The sequence below is a fragment of the Candidatus Berkelbacteria bacterium genome (genome assembly GCA_016187225.1).
Taxonomy (GTDB): domain Bacteria; phylum Patescibacteriota; class UBA1384; order JACPKC01; family JACPKC01; genus JACPKC01.
On sequence record JACPKC010000007.1, the window covers coordinates 60,967 to 80,014 of the forward strand.

Annotated in this window: 13 protein-coding genes; 11 read left to right on the plus strand and 2 right to left on the minus strand. The window is 50.9% G+C overall.

The window, feature by feature from the left end:
* Positions 1-295: 295 nt before the first annotated feature.
* The 10 genes from HYW32_02410 (at position 296) to HYW32_02455 (ending at position 15,041) form a co-directional block, all read left to right on the plus strand.
* Positions 296-1,669, plus strand: coding sequence for a hypothetical protein (locus HYW32_02410; protein MBI2589850.1), 1,374 nt, complete (start codon positions 296-298; stop codon positions 1,667-1,669).
* A gap of 736 nt (positions 1,670-2,405) precedes the next feature.
* The gene (locus tag HYW32_02415) at positions 2,406-2,798 is read left to right on the plus strand and encodes a hypothetical protein (GenBank protein ID MBI2589851.1); all 393 of its coding nucleotides are present in this window, start codon (positions 2,406-2,408) and stop codon (positions 2,796-2,798) included.
* A gap of 90 nt (positions 2,799-2,888) precedes the next feature.
* The gene (locus tag HYW32_02420) at positions 2,889-3,254 is read left to right on the plus strand and encodes a hypothetical protein (protein ID MBI2589852.1); all 366 of its coding nucleotides are present in this window, start codon (positions 2,889-2,891) and stop codon (positions 3,252-3,254) included.
* A complete protein-coding gene (locus HYW32_02425; GenBank protein ID MBI2589853.1) occupies positions 3,232-6,714 on the plus strand; it encodes a metallophosphoesterase in 3,483 nt (1,160 codons plus the stop codon). Before HYW32_02420 ends, HYW32_02425 begins: the two co-directional genes overlap by 23 nt.
* A gap of 198 nt (positions 6,715-6,912) precedes the next feature.
* Entirely contained in the window at positions 6,913-9,531 is a 2,619-nt protein-coding gene (locus HYW32_02430) for a hypothetical protein (protein MBI2589854.1), read from the plus strand.
* 40 nt (positions 9,532-9,571) lie between these two features.
* Positions 9,572-10,051 (plus strand): PrgI family protein, encoded by a 480-nt coding sequence (locus tag HYW32_02435; protein MBI2589855.1) that lies wholly within the window; start codon positions 9,572-9,574, stop codon positions 10,049-10,051.
* Between the two features lie 5 nt (positions 10,052-10,056).
* A complete protein-coding gene (locus HYW32_02440; GenBank protein ID MBI2589856.1) occupies positions 10,057-10,773 on the plus strand; it encodes a hypothetical protein in 717 nt (238 codons plus the stop codon).
* Positions 10,774-10,831: 58 nt separating this feature from the next.
* A complete protein-coding gene (locus HYW32_02445; protein MBI2589857.1) occupies positions 10,832-12,802 on the plus strand; it encodes an ATP-binding protein in 1,971 nt (656 codons plus the stop codon).
* Between the two features lie 9 nt (positions 12,803-12,811).
* Positions 12,812-14,005, plus strand: a complete 1,194-nt coding sequence (locus tag HYW32_02450; protein ID MBI2589858.1) for a lytic transglycosylase domain-containing protein — start codon at positions 12,812-12,814, stop codon at positions 14,003-14,005.
* Positions 13,995-15,041: a hypothetical protein gene (locus tag HYW32_02455; protein ID MBI2589859.1), complete on the plus strand. Its 1,047-nt coding sequence runs from the start codon at positions 13,995-13,997 to the stop codon at positions 15,039-15,041. Before HYW32_02450 ends, HYW32_02455 begins: the two co-directional genes overlap by 11 nt.
* Positions 15,042-15,086: 45 nt before the next feature.
* Here HYW32_02455 and HYW32_02460 read toward each other — a convergent pair whose 3' ends face one another.
* Positions 15,087-16,433 carry a hypothetical protein gene (locus tag HYW32_02460; GenBank protein ID MBI2589860.1) on the minus strand — a complete coding sequence of 449 codons (1,347 nt, stop codon included), beginning with the start codon at positions 16,431-16,433 and terminating at the stop codon, positions 15,087-15,089.
* Between the two features lie 201 nt (positions 16,434-16,634).
* Between HYW32_02460 and HYW32_02465 the strand changes: the two genes are divergently transcribed.
* Positions 16,635-17,840, plus strand: coding sequence for a hypothetical protein (locus tag HYW32_02465; GenBank protein ID MBI2589861.1), 1,206 nt, complete (start codon positions 16,635-16,637; stop codon positions 17,838-17,840).
* A 32-nt stretch (positions 17,841-17,872) separates the two neighbouring features.
* On the opposite strand, the gene HYW32_02470 is transcribed toward HYW32_02465, so the two are convergent.
* Positions 17,873-18,925, minus strand: coding sequence for a hypothetical protein (locus HYW32_02470; protein MBI2589862.1), 1,053 nt, complete (start codon positions 18,923-18,925; stop codon positions 17,873-17,875).
* Positions 18,926-19,048: the final 123 nt, after the last annotated feature.

The following is a 19,048-nucleotide window of genomic DNA, read 5'->3' on the forward strand; positions in this document are numbered from 1 at the left end:
CTGCCATACACCTACGAGGTGAAAGGAACGAGGTGTCATTTGGATAGTGATTGCGACCGTTGACAAATCCCTCCTGTTTATGGTATGAAGTCTCGTTTCGCTTGCGATAAACGGGCGGAACAATTTTTGCCCCAAATGGGGCCGGAGGGATTTAACAATGAGGTTTTTTGTTCTGGTGATTTTGGTTGCTTTTTTTTCTTTTTTGACGGCGGGCGCGGGCTTTGCCCAGGATCCGATGATCCTCTACCCAAACGCCGGGGCGCGTTTTCAGGTCGATCCTGAAAAGCCCCTAAAGATGTACTTCATGGGCACCGCGCCGGCTGGCGCCGAGTGGGTACGGGTGAAATGGGACGGGCAAAACTTGCCCGGGCTCGTCGACGTGAAGCCCGATGGAACCTGGCGAGGTTTCGTCTCGCTCGGCTCGCTTGAAAGGCAAAACGGCGCGTATCTTTCGCGCGACAAGGAATTTGTCGCGCAAGCGCTCGATGAAAGTCGAACGCGCCAGATCGGCGATCAACGAACCGTCACGGTTGCGGTTGTGCCGGCGCCGGCGCGCATCGAGGTTGATGACCTCGAACGAGAGATGCGGATGCGCGCCGAGCGCCAACAAGTACCGGCGTGGATCTGGTGGGGTTTGGGCGCCGTGATGATTGTAATTCTCTGGTACCGCTTTTGGCCGCGGTGCCTCGTTTACGAGGATCCGACACCGCGGTACGCGGCCGGCCACGAGATTAAACTCAACCGGCCGAGCCATAAGGGGCTGTGTTGGGGAGGTTTCGCGGTTGATGAGCGAACTCCATTACCGCCTGGCCTCTCCTTTGTGGATGGCCAACTCGGCAACGCCCCGCCCCGAACCTCGGCGTCCGGCATCCTGGCCGGAACGCCAGGAGCGCCAGCTCCGCCTGCACCAGGAGCGCCAGCAATGGCGGCCGGCACCTACGACGTGCGCATCATCGGCGGGCTTTTTGCCACCACCGGCCCCTGGAGCTATCTCGGATGGTGCCGAACAACCGTGACTATCACGGTTGAGGCTCAAACGCGGCGCGTCGTGAAATACAACGACGACATCGCCGTGGTTTGGGAGGCCGGCAAATGGGCAAGTGTCAAGCCCAAGACCGAGCCCAAGGACATGGAATGGCAGTTCGCCATTGTGACCGTTGTGCCACGGGCGCCCTGGCTCGCCGTTAATCCAACGACGGGCGAATTGAGCGGCAGGCCACCCGCCCCACCGGTTCCACCCGTGGCAGGAGCGGCGCCCCCGCCAGACACCTGGCAAGTGGTAGTCTGGGCCACGAACGTGCGGACTCCGATCGGAGTCGTGCCGATCACGGTCACGATCCACGCCCAAGCGCCGGAGGCCCAGACGCGCCAACCGAGCCTCACCTACGAAGTGGTGAGAATGGCTTGTCGGCCTGGCCAACTGGTCTCGCCGAACGCGCCGCGACTCGACCCGCCCGGCACGCTGGCAAATGGATACACCATTCTGCCAGACCTGCCAGGCGGCATGGTCTGCCGGCCAAGTGATGGGATCATTGCCGGCACACCAGGGGCGGAGCGAGACGGCCAGACCTACACGATCCAGGCGTGGAACGGCCCGGCCTTCGTCGCCCAGGCCGCCGTTTGGATCGAGGTCAAGGCGCCTGGAGCGCCAGCGGGCGGTGGCAAATGAGGTAATCGGTCTCCCGGCGGCGCCGGCGATGGGCCTTAAATACGACGAGTAATGCCCTGGGGTTTGATCCCCAGGGCATTTTTTATCTCAAAGAACTTTCTCACTTACTCGAAAAAAATACTTTTTCAACGGTCTCCTCATAGAGACTTGACAAAACAGCCTGACTTGTGATTTAATCTCACGTTTTAACAATTCGGAATCGATGACGACGTAGCCATTGTTGGTGAAACGTGAATAGTGAAGCGTTTGATGCTTAATCGCTGACTCTTAACGACTCGCGCTTTACCACCGGATGGGTGCGTCGTCGTCGACAAGAAATCCCGGCCGGGTTCGGTCGGCGGCGCGCTCCCAAAAAACCAGAAAGGAGGTGGCTCGCATGTTGCGAACCACCGCATTGATCATCACTATTTTTTTCTTTTTCTCCTCTGCCTTTCCCGTCTGGGCGGAGACCGAGGTCGAGGCTCTGCAGAGCCTCCTCGGAACCGCCACCGCAACCTGGACGAAGGACCAGGGGTGGCGGGTTACCTTCCCGAAAGGGAAGCAATACCCGGCGGAGGCGGCTCACGCCGTCGAGGCGCTGTTGAATCGGGGAGAGGGACGGGTTGAGAAAGGAAAAATCCGCCTCAACCCGAAGGCCGATATCGGCCAGCTCAAGCTGGCGGACGCCCGGCTGGCGTTCGTCCTGCAGGGGGTCGCTCGCGACCTCCGGCAACAAAACCTGGAGATGGCGGGGCGGATGGCGGGCGTGGAGACCCGCGCCGACAACCTCGAGGAGTGGCAGAAAAATGTGGCGCCACTCCTCAAGGGAATCGGCCAGCCGAGCTGGGTGGCGTGGACCGCGCTCGCGGTTGCCATTCTGGCACTGATCGCGGCGCTTTGGAAGCGCCGCTCAACGGTCGAGCCGGCCGAGGAGCAAGAGGAGCCGGCTCGATCGCCGACTCGGCAACAACCGGCTCCGCCGGCGCGGCCGACTCCGCCGTCCCAGGGGGGACCCAAGCCAACGCTTCCGGCTCGGCCAGGACCGGCGCCAGCCATCCCCTCCCCAACGCCCGCCGCGCCCCCGGCTCGGCCGGCGCCTCTGCCGGTTCCTAACACGGAGCCGGAGGAGGAAAACGATTCGGCCGCTTAAAAACGGCCGGGGTACCGAAGAGAGGTCGTCTCACGACGCCTCTCTTTTTCTTTGCCCCTTTGTTATAATATGAACAATAAAGGAGGGAAGATGGCAGATCACTTCACCACAAATCCACTTGATCCGGCGGCGTTATTTGAAGAGAATATTTTTGTTCTGCTTGGCTTAAACGATCTACCTGAAGAAAAAAAGGCGGCTCTGCGCGAACAGATGTTAAGTTCAGTTCGCGACCGCGCTTTGGTTCGCATCTACGATCTCTTGCCCAAAGAAGAACAACAAAAATTCAATGAGGCACTTGAAAAAGAAGACCAAGAAACCATTCAACAACTTTTGAGTCGCAATAAACTTGACCTGTCTAAATTAATGGTCGAGGAAGCAATTCTTTATAAATTGCGCCTAACGCAAGCAAGCGAACAACTTGAGGATGCCGCCCATGCTGAAAAATCAGCCACCTAATAGCGTCAACTCACCGGATTCAGACGAAGAAGGTTCAAACGAATCTCCTGAAAATGATTCGCGCGACTCGGCTGATGAAGTTATCGAAGAAATCTCGCAAGAGCTTAATAAACGTGAAAAGGAAATTAGTGATCTTGTCAAAGAATTTTGTCGATTAGATCGCGAACGCCGGCAAGCGCGTTTTGGCGGCGGCGACCAAGCGGTCGGCAAGTTGTGGAATCCAAAAGAAATCGCTCGCCGCTGGGGCAACCTGCGCGATTCACTCCACCGCGTGGGCGCGCGCGTTTTTAATGAGAAATCAGGCACATTCGCTTTTGACAAAAACAAGTATGAGAAACGAGTTTTAGCCGCCCTTGGAGAATCAGCGGCTGGCTTTATAGGCGCTGGCGCAATTTTATTCTCCGGTTTTGGAAGTTATGTGGCGCCCACTCTGTTTGGGCACTTCTTAAAAGAGGGCATCGACGGCCTGGCAAAAAGCACTCAATTTATACTGGGCAAAAAACAGTGGAACGCCGAGATGGTGACTCAAGTTGCGTTCGACCTAAAAATCAAAAAATTTCTTGAAAGTGGCAAGGAATATGATGAGGGGCAATTTACTCAAGCCAAAGTCGAACTTATCGATATGGATGCCGAAATTGCCAGCCTTCAAGCCAAACACCATGCCTCGGATAAAAAATGGACCTTTTGGCGCAAGCTGACTTCAGGCTTTGCAACTGGCGGGGTCGCGTATGGCGTCACGGGTGTTCCGCTTGGCGTCCACAATTTCGATCCAGGCATTGGTGATGGTTTTACCAATGTAGTCGACAATACGTCGCAACATGGAATAATTGGATCCTTGCGCAAATTCCATCGCGTCCTCTGGGGAGCGCAAGGTGGAGAATTTGCGTATGGGCCTGGAGAGTACGAAAGTATAAAAAAAATCGTTGACGATCATGGCGGAGTACTCGAAAAAGTAACACACTTTCTAGGAGAGACCCGCCATACACTTGGCCACGGCTTGCCGTCGGGCCTGAAAAACTCGCTTTGGATCGCCGCTGGATATTTGGGGATTCAAAGTATCTGGGATGGCGCGCAAGGCAGAAATGCGGGCACGCAAACTCGCAAAAGGATTGAAAAAATGATCCACGATGATTACGTGTCGTCGGCGCCACCAACTGAAGCGGGGCAAGCGCCAACGCCCGAGCCTCCATTGTCTCTAGGAACGCCAGGCGACGAATCACCGCCTTCGCCTGAACCCAAACTACCCTCTGTTCCATCTCCTCAACCACCCGAGGACGCGGTGCAACGAACAAGTAAAGAGGAGAAAAAGATTAAAGACTTTCAATTGGCTTTTAGTCAACCGTGGATTCTGCGAAAAGATGGTCTACCTCTGGATATTGTAGGCAAAAAAATTAAGGTGATTTTCGGGCGAGGAAATGTCAAGAATGTCAAGAGTGATATTTCAGCCTTCACGACAGTCCACGACCAAGACACTCGTCGCGGCCGCGTAGTAGTCTATTTGTCTAACGAGATAAAAGAGAAGCTAACAGTCCATCTGGATAAACGCGGTGTTAGTGGAGTATTCAATGATGAAACTCGAGTTGCAGACATAGAGCTTTTCGTCGCTGGCATTCGCGAGGATCAAGGGCAGGCGCAGTTGGAAGTTAGCTTTCAACGTCCCTCAACACCATCAACCCCAACCCAATCGGAACCTCAAGTTTCTATGCCAGCGCCAATCCAGGAACAGGAAACGGAGATAAGGGAAGGGATTGAGGGGTTGGAGTGGCGAGAGAGGCTGACTTTTGAACAATTTAAGCAAATTCTTGACAACGCGACGGCGCTTTATCGGCACGAAATTGAAAACGGAAAACCGATTTTTGAGGGCGTAGAAAAGATTGACCAATTGCAACCGGTTGCAGAAATTACCCGCGACGACGCGTTGATTGTTTTCCCTAAAGATGTGCAAGTCTTCACTCTTGGCGACCTGCACGGCGATACACGCGTCCTGCATTCTTTTCTGAAAAAAACAGACCTTGTCGCAAAAATGCAACGCGGGGAAAAGGTGGCGCTTCTCGTTCTCGGCGACATGCTGGATCGCGGCGCTCAAAGTTCAGAACTCTTGGCGACCTTGCTCTCGCTCAAGCTTGCATTCCCAAAACAAGTAGTTCTCCTGCGCGGCGATCACGAGGATGTTGCAATAAATTGTGATTTTGTACAAAATGCTCGGAATTCCTACCACACAAAGACATTTGGTGCGCATGAGATACTAGGTAACACCGAGACTGAGTGGGAAAAAAAGTTTGGTGCAAAGAATACAGAGATAATTAAAAACACTCACACGCTTCTCTACGGAGGCCTCCCCTATGCCGCGGTGCTACCAAACGGATTTGTGGCAACCCATGCCGGTGTGCCTTATGAACTGAATAGATTAGAGGCATGGACGACACCCAACGAAAAACGGCAGACACAATTCATGTGGGGCGATTATACTGATAGAGAATTACTATCGGGTCTTGGTGATGCTGATAACGCTTCAGTATTGACCCGAGAAAATCCCGGCCGCGTCTACATGTTTGGCAATCAATTAATCCGGCATTTGAAAGAAAAATTCGGCATTCAGGGTCTGGTCCGCGGCCACGAGCATGACCGACAACCATTTCGGAATCAAGATAGCACTGTCTTTACCCTCGTCTCTTCAGGAGAGGTGGTGAGCGACACTAATAGACTCCGCTATGGCTTATTGCAAAGCGATGGTACGTTCTCCGCATACCCCTTGGAGTTTAAGCCCGAATACCCCAAGGGCGTGTTCCTTGCCGCGACTCAATCTCGGGAGCAAGGTCAGTCAAAACTTATTGATCGCTACTACGAGCTTGTCAGCACTTTGAAGAATGACTATCTCAATAAAATTGTAACGGTTGAGGTGCGCCGATCAAGGCTTGACGGGTATCTTAATTACCGAATTCCTCAAATTCAAGACTCGCTAAACGATGAAAATATTGTTCTCGAGATGCCTCAAAAAGAACGCAATCGAATGCGCGCGGAGCTTGACCAGAAAAACAAAAGCGAAGCCCAACTTAAAATTTCTGAAATAAAATTTGTTCTCGGTAAAGATTCCAAGCCAAAGATTAAGATTGAACTCCAAATCCCCGAACATGAGCCCGAACCAAGTCCTGAACAACAAAAACCTTTGCTTTCAAATTTCTCTGCTCAAGAGAATGAGATTCTCGATCAGTTGGTCGACCGAGCCAGCGATCCAGACTCGTACATATTAGTTTTAAGCGAGGCAGAGCTTGAACTTTGCAGAAAACTCGTTCTTCAAATCCCTTGGCAAGTAATCCGCAAGGGCAAGCGAAGAACTTCCAAAGAGAATGAGGCTTGCGACAAGCTTCAGGTAGCTCTTGAGTCGCCGGAGGGATGTATCCAAAACTCTCAAGAATTTGCCGAGAATATTACTTGTATGAGGTTGTTCATTGAGGATTAGTCATTGACCCTAGAACCAGTTCCGTAAATCCTGCGTAATCTTTTGCCATTGCGAGGTGCCAAGGGTGATGAAGCAATCTAATAGGATAGGGTCGCCACGCTTCGCTCGCATGACAAAGTCTGTTTGCGATGACGTCTAAAGAGAAAGGTGAGAAAGTCATAAACATTTTTGTTATAGTAAAAATATCTAGGAGGGAGAGTGGAACAGCAGGGGTCGCGCAAAGAGACGCTGGCTGAATTGGTTGGTCTGGAAATCCAGTCGCTCAATCAAGCACCAACCAAGCCATCCGCCGTAAAGCGGGTTGGGTTAGAGCAGGGTGAGATTGTTTCGCCTCGCTTGAGCGAGACTCGCAATGACAAGAGCGACAAAATTTTTCGCAATAATAGAGAAAGCGGTGTGCCTCTTTCCGTTGAACACGCCGAGCGATTGGAGCAGGTTCGAGAACAAATTCAAGACCTGAAAACGATCGCCGAATGCGCGCGCCAACTGACCGTCCGCTTAAGCGAACTCGCGGCTCAACAAAAGCCCGACTTGCCAGCCGAGGTCGCAAAAATATGGGCAAATGCCAGCAGTCAAATCGCCAGGTATTTGAATCAGCCGGTCCAGATCGGCGCTGGCGCAACGCCGCACTCGCTCGAGGAAGCGCAAGAACAGTTTGAACACTGGATCAGCTTGTTTTGCGAAAATGCCGCTGGTCCCGACGGAACTGGCCTTCAAGATGATCCCGACCGTCTCCGAAGCTTCCAGGGAAAACTCGAAAATATCGAACCGCTTGCAAGCACACTCGCCAAAAACGGGCGCGCGCTCGTGGCGCAGAAAGAACTTACTTTAGAGTATCTCCAAGCAAGCGCCCAGGAAACTTATGCCAAGGCGCATAAAAATACCGAGCGACTCAAGGCGATCGATCAAGCGGCGCGGCCTCTTCAGGCGCATTGGCTTGAGGCTCTTCAGCAGGAAAAACGCGAACTCGAACAGTTGAAGGCTGATCTCAAAAAAATCAGCGGGGAACACCAGCTTTCAGCAACGCTCTTGGCAAAGACAGATGAAGGCATTCAAATTCTCAACCATCTTTCCACCGAACCGCTCGAACAAGCGCAGATTTCAATTGCCGAATGGGTGGGCAAATTTCGCGAGGCTGAAGATTTTACCGCTGAAAAAGTCCGCGAGCGGATTCAAACCGACCTCAAAACTCCATTTCAAAAACTTGCCGGACGCATTGAGGAATTGAGGCGCGCGTATGATCCCGACCGCTTAAAAAAAATTTATGAGGCCGAGCTAAAAAAAGAGCGCGGGGTAGTGATTGAGGAGGCGCAGAATCTTTTAGGCGCGCTTAAAGCCCGAACGAGCGTGCTCACCAACTTGCGGCGCGAAAAACTCGGCTCAAAGCCAGACGTGCGGTTCTTTGGCGAAATTGCCAAACAAGTCAACACCGCGATTACCGCTTTGAGCGAGGCCGAGATGAGCTTGCTCGAAGCGATCAGCGCGCTCAAAGATGCTCCGCTCGTCTCCAAAAACGCCGCGAGTTTTACCGAAAGCCAGGCGAAGGCTAAAAAATTACTCATCCAAACTCAAAATTTTGCCGCTCGCAACAAAATTGAGGAACTTTTGGCCACGAGCTGGAAAACCAGCCTGACGCCGCTCAAGGAAGTTCTTGAAACCGCCCGCAAGCGGGAGATAAGCGCCAAAGCGCTGGCGGATAAGTACAGCCGACATCCTGGCTTCGATACCGCGCTTGCCGCTGACCTGAAAATTAAAACTCAAGCGTTAACCACTGCTTGCGCCCGAGCAACGGAATTTATCACCGATCACGAAAAGCAGTCAGGCGGGGCCAAGGAGCTGACTGCCCAGCGCGAGCGGCTTATGCAAACAATTCAAGCGGCGGCGCAAGCGCTTGAACCCTACACCGATGAGACGCGCCTGATGGCCAAGCTTGAAGCCAACAAAGAGCGAACTGAAGAACGACGAGTTGAAGAGGAACGGCAGGCGCGCGAAGAAGAGGCAAGGCGACGCTCAACACTCTTGCCGCGTCTCGTTACTCTCACGCATGAGGCAAGCCATCTAGCGAGTCAATTTCGCCGGGCGCTCGGTTATGCCACCCAACTCGAGCAGTACGACAGCTCGCGCGCGCTTGAGTTATACCAAAAGCTCACTGCGCTCGCTGAAACGAATTTCAACTCTCAAGTCAGCGCCCTTCCACCGCTTGGCGAGATCATCTCGCAAGGCAAATTTCTCACGGAGCTAAAAACGCGTTTTGAATCTGCTGAACATTCAACGAATGAAATTGAAATCGAGATTAGCCAGATCGAAGTCGCCTTGGGTGAAAACGGCCGCGCGAGCGAGCTTTTCCGCGAATTTAATGATTTGGAAAATAGATATCCACTGACCGCCTATCGAACGCGCGGTCAATTAAGTCATCTGCTAACCGTCCGAGTTGATCAGTTTGAGCAAAAACTTTTTCGTAGGCGGACGCCAGAACTCGACATCTTTCGCGAAGAGGTTGTGTGGTTGCGTGAAGAGATAGAGCGTTTTCAAAACGAACCACCGCAAAAAGCGACAGAGCGAGGCGCCAAATTAGAGGCGCGCCTGAAAGCGCTTGGCGAACGCTTGGCGTCACTCGAAGAACGAACTGAAAATGAGTTTGTTGAGCGCGAGGCTGTCTCAACTCAAGAAAACCGCGCTTTGCGGATGAAGCTTCAGGCGCTTTTGCGCGATCAATCGGACTATCAAAGTTATCCAATCAAAATCGACCAGGAAGCGAATCATCCTCAACCCCAAGTATCTCAAGACGCGAGTGAGACAATTCGGATTCATCGCTAACTGCTCATGTTATACTAGGTAGGAATACCCAGGAGGGCTGATGCGGTATCGCGTTCCGCAGAATATTGATATGGAGGATCGGATTATTGGGCCGCTGACAATGGCTCAATTTGTCTATCTCATGCTCGGCGGCATGATTATTTATGTTTCCTATCTGCTTTTCATCCCACCGGTCTTTTTCGCAATCGCTTTTGGAGTCGGCATCTTAACCCTCTCAATGACTTTTCTTAAAATCCAGGACCAGCCTTTCCCAAAATTCATCGCGGCGACCCTTTTGTATTTGGTCAAACCCAAACAACGGACTTGGCAAAAAGACCCAACGCTCCAGCACATGAAGGTGATTGAAAAAACCGCAACCACGCCTGAACAAAAATCTGTCCCGGGGCAAACCGTGACTAAAATCGAGCTCAATGATCTATCGCAACTTTTAGATACCGGAGGCAGAATAGAGCCGCAAAAACTTCAAACCCAGCCTGCTCTGGAGGAAAAATCCAAAAAAATCGACACGAGTTGGAAATAATCATTATGTTCCGCACTCGCGCCAAACGCACCCAAAAAAGCACCCAAGCCTATTTAGATATCGCCGCGATTAAAGATGGGGTTGTGGTTTTGCAAAATGGCGGCTTGCGCGCCGTGTTGGCGGTGACGTCAGTTAACTTCGCCTTAAAATCGCCCGAGGAGCAAGAGGATATCGTCTTGCGCTATCAAGGTTTTTTGAACTCTCTCCACTATCCTTTGCAAATTATGATGCAATCGCGCAAGTTAGATCTGGCCGACTACCTAACGCGCCTGCGCCAGCGAGGCGAAACAGAAGGCAACGAACAGATCAAAAATCAGATCGCGGCCTACACTGATTTTATGGAAAAACTTCTCGCGGTCGCCAACATTATGGATAAACGCTTTTATGTGGTGGTCAGTTACGATCCGGAGTCGCTCAAATCCAAGAGCTTTCTCGACAAACTTCTCCATCCGTCCAAGCAAATTACAATTAGCATGACGGAGCAGGAATTTCAGCGTTACACAACTCAACTCAATGAACGAGTCAACTTGATTGGTTCAGGACTCGCTTCAATCGGACTCAAGGCCGCAATGCTCACCACTAAACAACTGATCGAGCTTTACTACTCAACATATAATCCCGAAGAAGCGGTTAAAGAACGCCTGGTCGACATCAATCAGTTGAGCCAACAATATATCGTTCAGCCAAAGGCACCCGCCGCCGAGGGGGCGACCAATGGTTAAATTGCCTTTTCTTAAATTAGGCAAAAAAAAGAAAATAAGCGCCAGCGATAGTTGGTCAATGCCTCCTGAAACTAAAAAAGCCGGGCCTCAAGAGGCTCCTCGTAAACACGGCTGGTTTTCCACTCGGCGCGCTCTTAAAAACGAACAGGAAGTTTTTGAGCGTGGCTTGGTGAATGTGCTCGATTACATTGCGCCGGCCGCTTTTGCCGTTACTCCCCAATATGTTCAACTGGAAAATCTCTACGCAAAAACGCTTTTTGTTTATTCCTACGCCCGCTATCTGAATACCAACTGGCTCTCGCGAATTGTCAATTTAGATATTCAAGCCGACATCTCGATGTTTATCTACCCATTAAATACCGATGAGGTGATGAATGAACTCCGGCGGAAAATCGGCCAACTTCAATCCACTGAAACGATTCAGGCGGAAAAAGGCCAGGTTCGCGACCCTCAACTCCAAACCGCGATTGGCGATATCGAGGTGCTCCGCGACGCTCTGGCGCGTGGCGAGGATCGTCTTTTCCAGTTTGGAATCTACTTTACGATCTATGCGACTAAACTTGAGGACTTAACTACGCTTTCCAAACAGCTCGAGGCGCTCTTGGGAGGACTCCTCATTTATACCAAGCAGGCCTTGATGCAGATGGAGCAGGGTTTTAACGCCTCGTTGCCGCTCGGCAATGACGAGCTTTTGATCAATCGCAATTTGGATACGGCCTCGCTTTCAACCACTTTCCCGTTTGTCAGTTCGGAACTAACCAGTAACGATGGCATTCTCTACGGCATCAATCTACATAACTCTTCACTGGTGCTCTTCGACCGGTTTAGCTTGGAAAACGCGAACTCGGTTGTGTTTGCCGCCTCGGGCGCGGGTAAAAGTTTTGCCGTCAAGCTCGAAGCATTGCGGAGTATGATGTGGGGCACCGACGTGATCGTGATCGATCCGGAAAACGAGTACGAGCGCATCGCCAAAGCCGTCGGCGGCTCGTTTTTGAGCCTCTCGCTCAATTCTAAAGAACGCATCAACCCTTTTGATCTACCCAAAACCGCCCAGTACGAAGAGGGCGAGGATATTCTTCGTTCGGCAGTTGTCAGTATTAAAAACCTGGTCGCGATAATGGTCGGCGGTTTATCGCCCGACGAAGACGCCTTGCTTGACCGCGCCGTCTACGAAGCCTATGCCCTCAAAGATATCACGACCGACCCGCGCACTCACCAAAACGAGCCGCCTATTATGAAGGATCTGCAAAGCATTCTGGCGAATATGACCGGCGCCGAGAGTTTGGTGCGCAAACTTTCTAAGTTTACCGAAGGCACCTTTGCCGGTTTATTTAATCAACGAACAAATATCAATCTCGAGAATGGCTTTGTGGTGTTTTCAATTCGAGATTTAGAAGAACAACTCCGGCCGATCGGCATGTTTTTGGTGTTGAACTTTATTTGGAATCAAGCGCGGTATCAAATGCGCAAACGAATGGTGGTTGTGGATGAAGCCTGGATTTTAATGCGCTACAAAGATTCATCGGATTTTCTTTACTCGTTGGCCAAGCGCGCGCGCAAGTATTTTCTTGGGCTGACGATTATTACTCAAGATGTCGAGGATTTTATTACTTCTCAACAAGGTCGAACGATCGTCAATAACTCGGCAATGCGTTTGCTTTTGCGTCAGGCGCCCTCGGCCGTCGATAAATTGACCGAGGTTTTCAAGCTCACCGAAGGCGAAAAACTAATCTTGCGCGAAGCCAAGGTTGGGCAAGGCATCTTTTTTGCCGGTTCAAATCATGTGGCGATCGAGATAATCGCGAGCTATGAAGAAGAACAGTTGATAACCACCAACCCGGCTGAACTCATGAAAATCCGTGAGGCCGAAGCCGAACGCGCCAAAGCCAAAGCGCCAGGGCAGACCGTGAATACAACTCTATCGAGCGCTTCGATTGCGCCGCCGATGGAGGCTTCAACAGCGCCGCCAAAACATTCAACCCCATCGAACTCGCCTCCGCCTCCGCCCAATTCGCCAAAACAAACATAATCATCGAATATGCTCAAGACGGCTTTTAAATGGCTGATTGCGCTTGGCGCAATCTTATCGGCTCTGCTCGCGCTCTTCCTTTTGCCGATTGCAATCTTTGCCCGCTTCAAACTTCTCTCCGACCCGCCAAACAATGTGAGTTTGATGAGTCCGGGAGGTGGATTGCGCTCCGACTGCCAAGGCATACCAAAAGAATATATTCCCTTCGTTAATGGGGCGGCAAAGATGTACAACGTCTCCGCCGCTCTGCTCGCCGCGATGATGACGCAAGAAAGTAGCGGTTCAGCGGGTGCGGTGAGCAAGGCGGGCGCGCAAGGGTTGATGCAGGTTATGCCAGAGACATTTAATGAGATCAAAAATTCAACGGTGAATGCCGGCACTGCAACTGAACCAAAGAAAATTAAATTCGGAAAAAATGTGAACGGCAAAAATCTCAAAGGTGACGCATTTGATCCTGAAACGTCAATTTATGCTGGCGCTCATTATTTAACAGGTTTATTGCACGATCCAAGGACAAAAGGGAATGAGCGTTTTGCGATCGCGGCGTATAACGCCGGGCCCGGGGCAGTAGACAGCTTCCAAGGCATTCCGCGCGGCGGAGAATACGATGAAACTTGGAATTACGTGAAAAGCATTCATCCTCTTCCGGAAGACGATCCGGATAAATCCGGAGGTCTTTATGGGCGCTACAAGAAATGTCTCGACCAAAACGGCAACCTGCAAAATGCCACCACGAATGCGAACGCCGAGCGTATTCGGCGCGCAGTCGCAAGTGGCGGTTGGAAAGGTCAGCAATATGCCGGAGAATGCTTCATAAATGTCACGAGCAACTTGAGCAAAACATTCAATTGGTCGCGGGGATCAGCTTACGGCCTGCGGCAACCAGGCGTGCCCTCAAAATCCGATTTAGATCAACTCCGCAAAACTCTTGCGAGCAACCAGGTGAACGGCGGCAATCTGCCAATGTGGCACATCGAGTACATCGACGGCAGTAGTGAACACTGGATCGTGGTTTTGAGTGTCGACGAAAACAACAACATTGAATTCTACGACCCCAACGGCGGTTTTATCGATACCAAGCCTTATAATGCTAAAACGCCGAGCGGCGATGCTTTCTTTGGCGGCAACATTAATGGTTATAGATCGGATATTGGTTTTCGCGGCATGGAAGCGGTAATTTCTGGAGTCAAAAATGGTAAATAAAAAGCTTTGGATTCTAGCCGGTGGCGCACCGCTCGTCGCCTTAATACTAACGATAATCGTTTCGGCTTTTCAATCTGATAAAAAAACAACGGAATCCATTCAAATAAGTTCTTCACAGACCCCATCCAATGACCAAGCAATGGCAGAAAATATCGTGAGCTTCACCCCAACTGACACCGGCTTTATAGCTCTTCAGAAAACCGGCAAGGTGATTCAATTAAATTTTGACGACGTCACACAAGAACTTGGCACCATTCCCACGCCTTCTTTCACAAATGTTTTTGTCTCGAGGGATGGAACAAAGGTGGCGGGTCAAAATCGGTCGGTGAACGGCGAGGCGCAAACGTGGCAAGTCTACGACTCAAAAACCGGCAAACTCTTAACAACTTTCGGAGAAGATATTGACGCGCCAGGTTGGTCACCAAAGTCAAATCGGATTTTGTACGCGTACGCGCTCGCAAATGGACGTTACAACTTAAGCATTGCCGACCCAGATGGTGGCAACTGGAAGGCGCTTCGTGAATTGCCCGACGTGGTCGATGCGATCGATTGGTTGCCCAATGAAACTTACGCCCTGCTCACTTTTGGAAGCGGCCGCTTGAGAGTGCTCGATCAGATCGGTTTGAGTAGTTTGAAACGGACGACGCTTGTCGAACGCCTGGTCGATTTGCAAATTTCGCCGCGCGGGAAGTGGATCTTGGTGGCCCAGGCCACCGATGATGAGTTCGATGCGTCGGTCCAACTTTTACTCGCGGCGATTACCGGCGATGGTGTCGGCGAGTTGAAGCCCCTGTCTTTAACGCCTGATCTACGCTTTATGGCCTGGGATCAAGATGAAAAAACGCTTTTAGCGCTCAATTTAGATGAACAAACTCTTGTGCGTTATTCAGTGAGCGACGGAACGCAAAAAATAATCGAGCTAACGAGCGACCAAAAAAACGCTCTCATCGATACATACCAAGTGCTTGGTTTTTATGGCCAAAATCTTTGGGTTTTTGCTAATTCCGCGATTGTTTCGGTAAAAATTGAGGAATAAAAAAGAGGACTCGCGCCGGAGTCCTCGAAAAAAAATTGACTTGCGCTAGAGCGAGCCGTAACGGACGGAGACCGGTACAATCAGCTCCCACGATGGGAACTTGCCGCGAAGTTCCTCATCGACCTCCGCCTTCCTATACCACCGCTCGGGCTCGCGTGAGCCCTGAAAACAATAGCTCACGCTAAAAGAGAAATAGACCATGTCGTTGCTTGGGGCAAAAATTGCCGCACGGTAGCGATCACCGCTACCCTCATAAATGGCGACGTATGGATTCCATTTCTGGCCCTCGCAAACGCCAATGTAGGCACTGGCATAGATCGGCAGGCGTTTACTCCGCGCCCAAGCGACAAGCGCTTTGTGGGCGTCTTCCCAACCACCCAACCGATGATCAAAAAATCGCCGGGCATCGCCCTTTTCGGCCGCGGCGATCATCTTGCGAACGATCGCTCGAGCGCGCTCTTCTTCGCTGAATTGATTACCCGGAATCTCGATCTTCGGCTTCAATGGCGCATCTTCTACGCCAGATTGATATTTCTCAAGGTCGATCTTCCGACCAGCACCATCACGAATATCGTGAAACATCGACGTTACCTCTGCGACAATGTACTCGATACTCGCCGGTTTGCGCCTCGAGAGTGTTAAGAGCAACTGCCTGGTTTGTTGGCCAAACTTTGGCGTAAATAGGACCGAGAGCCTTTGTTTGCCACCTCCGAGAGGAGTGAGATGATAACCGGTAGGCTTCTCAATCTCATTCGCCCATTCAACCAGGCGATCGGAATCCTTGGGTTCTAAAATCTTTCCCAATTCTTCCAACCTTCCTTGTTGCGCCAGACCAACCATTTTCTTATACAGACCAACGGCCTCGCTCCAACTATATGGCTTTATGCCTTTGTTGAGGCGCGCGTTGTACACCTTCGCTGGCACGATCGAGAAGGTATTGAGGATCGCCCCCTGATCCTTAAAACGATCCCGCTCACTACCTTCCTGGATAATACGAGGCGCCGCCTCGACTTTAATTCCAGCAAGCTTGCGCTCCTTGATTCGCAAGATCACCACCTTGCCAGTTTGCTCATAGCATCGCACCCGGCAATCCGGCACACGCACTCGGCCGTTCTCGTCATATTCGGCAAATGCGTTCGGGTGATCTTTGATGAGCATTGTCCACCGGATCGCCCATTCGGCCTCGCCATTCGCCCAATTTTGAAGCCGAGTGCGCTCAACGCTCAAACAATTCGGGTGAATATACTGCCCACCCTCACCTTGACGAATACGAACAATGGCCTCATAAAGCCACTTTCGCATTTCGTCGCTTTCCCTAATCGAATCGATCACGGCCCAGGCCGGCATCGACGCAATCACCAGCATTACCAGGACATTGAGACATCGGCGCATTTGCGCCACCTCCTTCTTTTATACTAATTTTCAAGGAACGAACCCGGAAGGGTAGCAAGATTACCCTCCAAAAACAAGTATAACGCGAAAAAATGCTATACTTTTAGCATGTTAAATGAATACTGAGGAGCCTTTGAGATTCTAGCGGAACAAAAATTTATTGAACAAGTTCAGATGGTATATTAGATGTGGAGGGGTTGAATGGCAGGCGAAGAACTCGATCAGTTTGACGAAAATGAACCGGCAGACGAAGAGCTTGAAGGCGAAGATGAAGGCGCTGGCCCGCTTGAACATGCTCAAGAAGCCGGGCGACTGATTGGACGCTTTAGTAAAAATAAAGCCCAGAAAGTTGGCGAAACCGCCGCCAAAACAGCTGACGCCGCTGGCAAGGCCAAACAGGTCAAGGGCTTATTTTCAACACTAGCGACTGCCGTGCGCACCGGCACGATTGCCGAAGGTGGCGTGATTGCGTTTTTAGCTACGGCCTGGCCATATATTCTTGGCGGCCTGGCAATTATTGCTACCCTCATCGCTCTCGGCATTTTAATGTATGCGTTTTTGGGGGGTGGCGGTTCAACTCCAGCTGATCCTGTTGAAGCCGCCGAACCGATGGATATGGATATGTTCAAACTCGCCGACTGCTTAAACGCCGAACGAAAAGATTTAGAAGAAACGAACGAGCCTCTGCCGCCAGAGTGCATTAAGTTACTGGAAGGAACAACTGATGAGCCAGGCGAACTCAAAAAAGCGCTGGACAAAATCGACTTGGCGCTCAAAAGCGTTGAAGGCGAATACGATGATTCTCAACAGGCTGAAAAAGACAAAGTGCGCGCCGCGCTGGAAAAAATGAAACAAGAACTTCAGGCCATCAACCCGCGCGCGCCTTATAACGAAATTAAACCGCATCTTGTTGAATACGAGAAAGCGCGGCAAGAGTTAATAAAAAACTACGGCGGCACAAATGGCGCAAAGGTCTTGAAGATAGCTAGGGAATATAATATTGGGAGGTTTAAGGAAGCTACACAAGAAACATGCGCTCTGGGTAAAAATTGCTACTCGCATGCACGAGCAGTCTATGATATCGCTGGGATGAAAACCCCGCCTCCATCGACTGGGTCTGGCTATAGCTCAAGGATCACCACTCAACCTAAGCCGGGTTACATTATGGATTTGGATCTTGATCATGCGCCAAGAAAAAGCAATGATAATGATGGCGCAGACCACACAATTCTTTTTGATCATGAAGAAATCGTAAACGGCCAAAGAGTCTGGCGGTTTTGGCATGCTGACGCCTCGAATGAATGGGTGTACACCGATGGTCCACCAGGCGATAAAAGTCGACGCGGACCTTATCTGCCGGACACAGAAGGCTTGCCAGTTCATATGTGGAAACCTGTGCCAAAATGATTAAAGAGCGCCCGCGGGCGCTCTTGATAGAATCAATCGTCAAACCTCCCTTTATACAAGTTATGCTCAAGCTTGTGAAGATGCCACAGAGCATCTTCAAGTTTTTTGTATGTGCGACTAATGATGATATTACTTATATCACGAGGATCATAAGGCCAATAGTTAACAGAAACAATGACGGGTTTCCCCTTCATCATTATGACTATACTGAGATTATACTGTCCCTCGTTTTGAATGCAAAGCATTTGTTGCTTTTGCCGAGTGACCATATACATCCTATGGACAGGCTGACCAATGAGGCCTGTCAGTTTGGATCGCTCCGCTTTTGGTAGGCCCAGGGCGTCAGGTGCCTGACGGCCAGTGAGAACATCAAGCCATAATTTTTTGACTTGGTCGGAGTAAACTTGACTTCGACATCCGTTAGTCAACCAATCGTTCGCCCGCTCGATGTAATTGATTGATCCATCGATAAAGCTCGGTTTAGTGGTCCAATCAACGATGGTGCCTCTGAAACTTAATAATGCCAAGGCGCCAAGTTGCATATTATAGACTAGCGTCATTTGGTAACCATCTGGACCGACTACAGCGCCACAGGATCCATATGTCGGAGGTCGCCATTTATATAACACCTTGCGCAATCGATCGATTGACCGATCCTCCGAATGCTCGATTGGAGCGAGTGCAATCAACGCAGAGGGATTTAATAAAGCACTAGGGGGAGCATGCACTTGACGCGCTGGTGGGCAAAGATATTTGTCATAGCCTTCATCGCCCCAAAACTTAAGTTCGAGATAAAGTCGATCATCGCGCGCAGACTTACGAGGCCGAAGCTTATTTGACGTTGAATCCGCTTCATAAAATTGAGCAATCGACCCATTCACAGCGAGTGCCTGGAAATCATCCCAGGCACCAACTTCTTCCGAACCGCCGATGCGACCGCCGTACCAATGAAATCCGGGCATGAGTTGAACAGTCGGAGCAAAACGCTCAAAGACTTCTTTGACTTGGGCGGGATCAGGATATCGCGCGTGTACCGGAGCCCCAAGTAACAAGAGCATGACCACAACTTCAAACAAATTTCGCACTGACCTCTTCCTCCTTCATGATTTTATTTTTCCCTATTTGGAAAGGTGAGTTGTGATTATACACAGCAACCCAGACAAAAACCAGATTGCCGATACTAAGCATTTGGCTTATATTGAAAAGGA

What these genes read in the sequence shown, in the direction of transcription:
- HYW32_02465 (MBI2589861.1), top strand. Translation starts at nt 16,635, where the DNA reads ATGGCAGGCGAAGAACTCGATCAGTTTGACGAAAATGAACCGGCAGAC.
- HYW32_02450 (MBI2589858.1), top strand. Translation starts at nt 12,812, where the DNA reads ATGCTCAAGACGGCTTTTAAATGGCTGATTGCGCTTGGCGCAATCTTA.
- HYW32_02460 (MBI2589860.1), bottom strand. Translation starts at nt 16,433, where the DNA reads ATGCGCCGATGTCTCAATGTCCTGGTAATGCTGGTGATTGCGTCGATG.
- HYW32_02445 (MBI2589857.1), top strand. Translation starts at nt 10,832, where the DNA reads ATGCCTCCTGAAACTAAAAAAGCCGGGCCTCAAGAGGCTCCTCGTAAA.
- HYW32_02410 (MBI2589850.1), top strand. Translation starts at nt 296, where the DNA reads ATGTACTTCATGGGCACCGCGCCGGCTGGCGCCGAGTGGGTACGGGTG.
- HYW32_02425 (MBI2589853.1), top strand. Translation starts at nt 3,232, where the DNA reads ATGCTGAAAAATCAGCCACCTAATAGCGTCAACTCACCGGATTCAGAC.
- HYW32_02420 (MBI2589852.1), top strand. Translation starts at nt 2,889, where the DNA reads ATGGCAGATCACTTCACCACAAATCCACTTGATCCGGCGGCGTTATTT.
- HYW32_02440 (MBI2589856.1), top strand. Translation starts at nt 10,057, where the DNA reads ATGTTCCGCACTCGCGCCAAACGCACCCAAAAAAGCACCCAAGCCTAT.
- HYW32_02415 (MBI2589851.1), top strand. Translation starts at nt 2,406, where the DNA reads ATGGCGGGCGTGGAGACCCGCGCCGACAACCTCGAGGAGTGGCAGAAA.
- HYW32_02435 (MBI2589855.1), top strand. Translation starts at nt 9,572, where the DNA reads ATGCGGTATCGCGTTCCGCAGAATATTGATATGGAGGATCGGATTATT.
- HYW32_02455 (MBI2589859.1), top strand. Translation starts at nt 13,995, where the DNA reads ATGGTAAATAAAAAGCTTTGGATTCTAGCCGGTGGCGCACCGCTCGTC.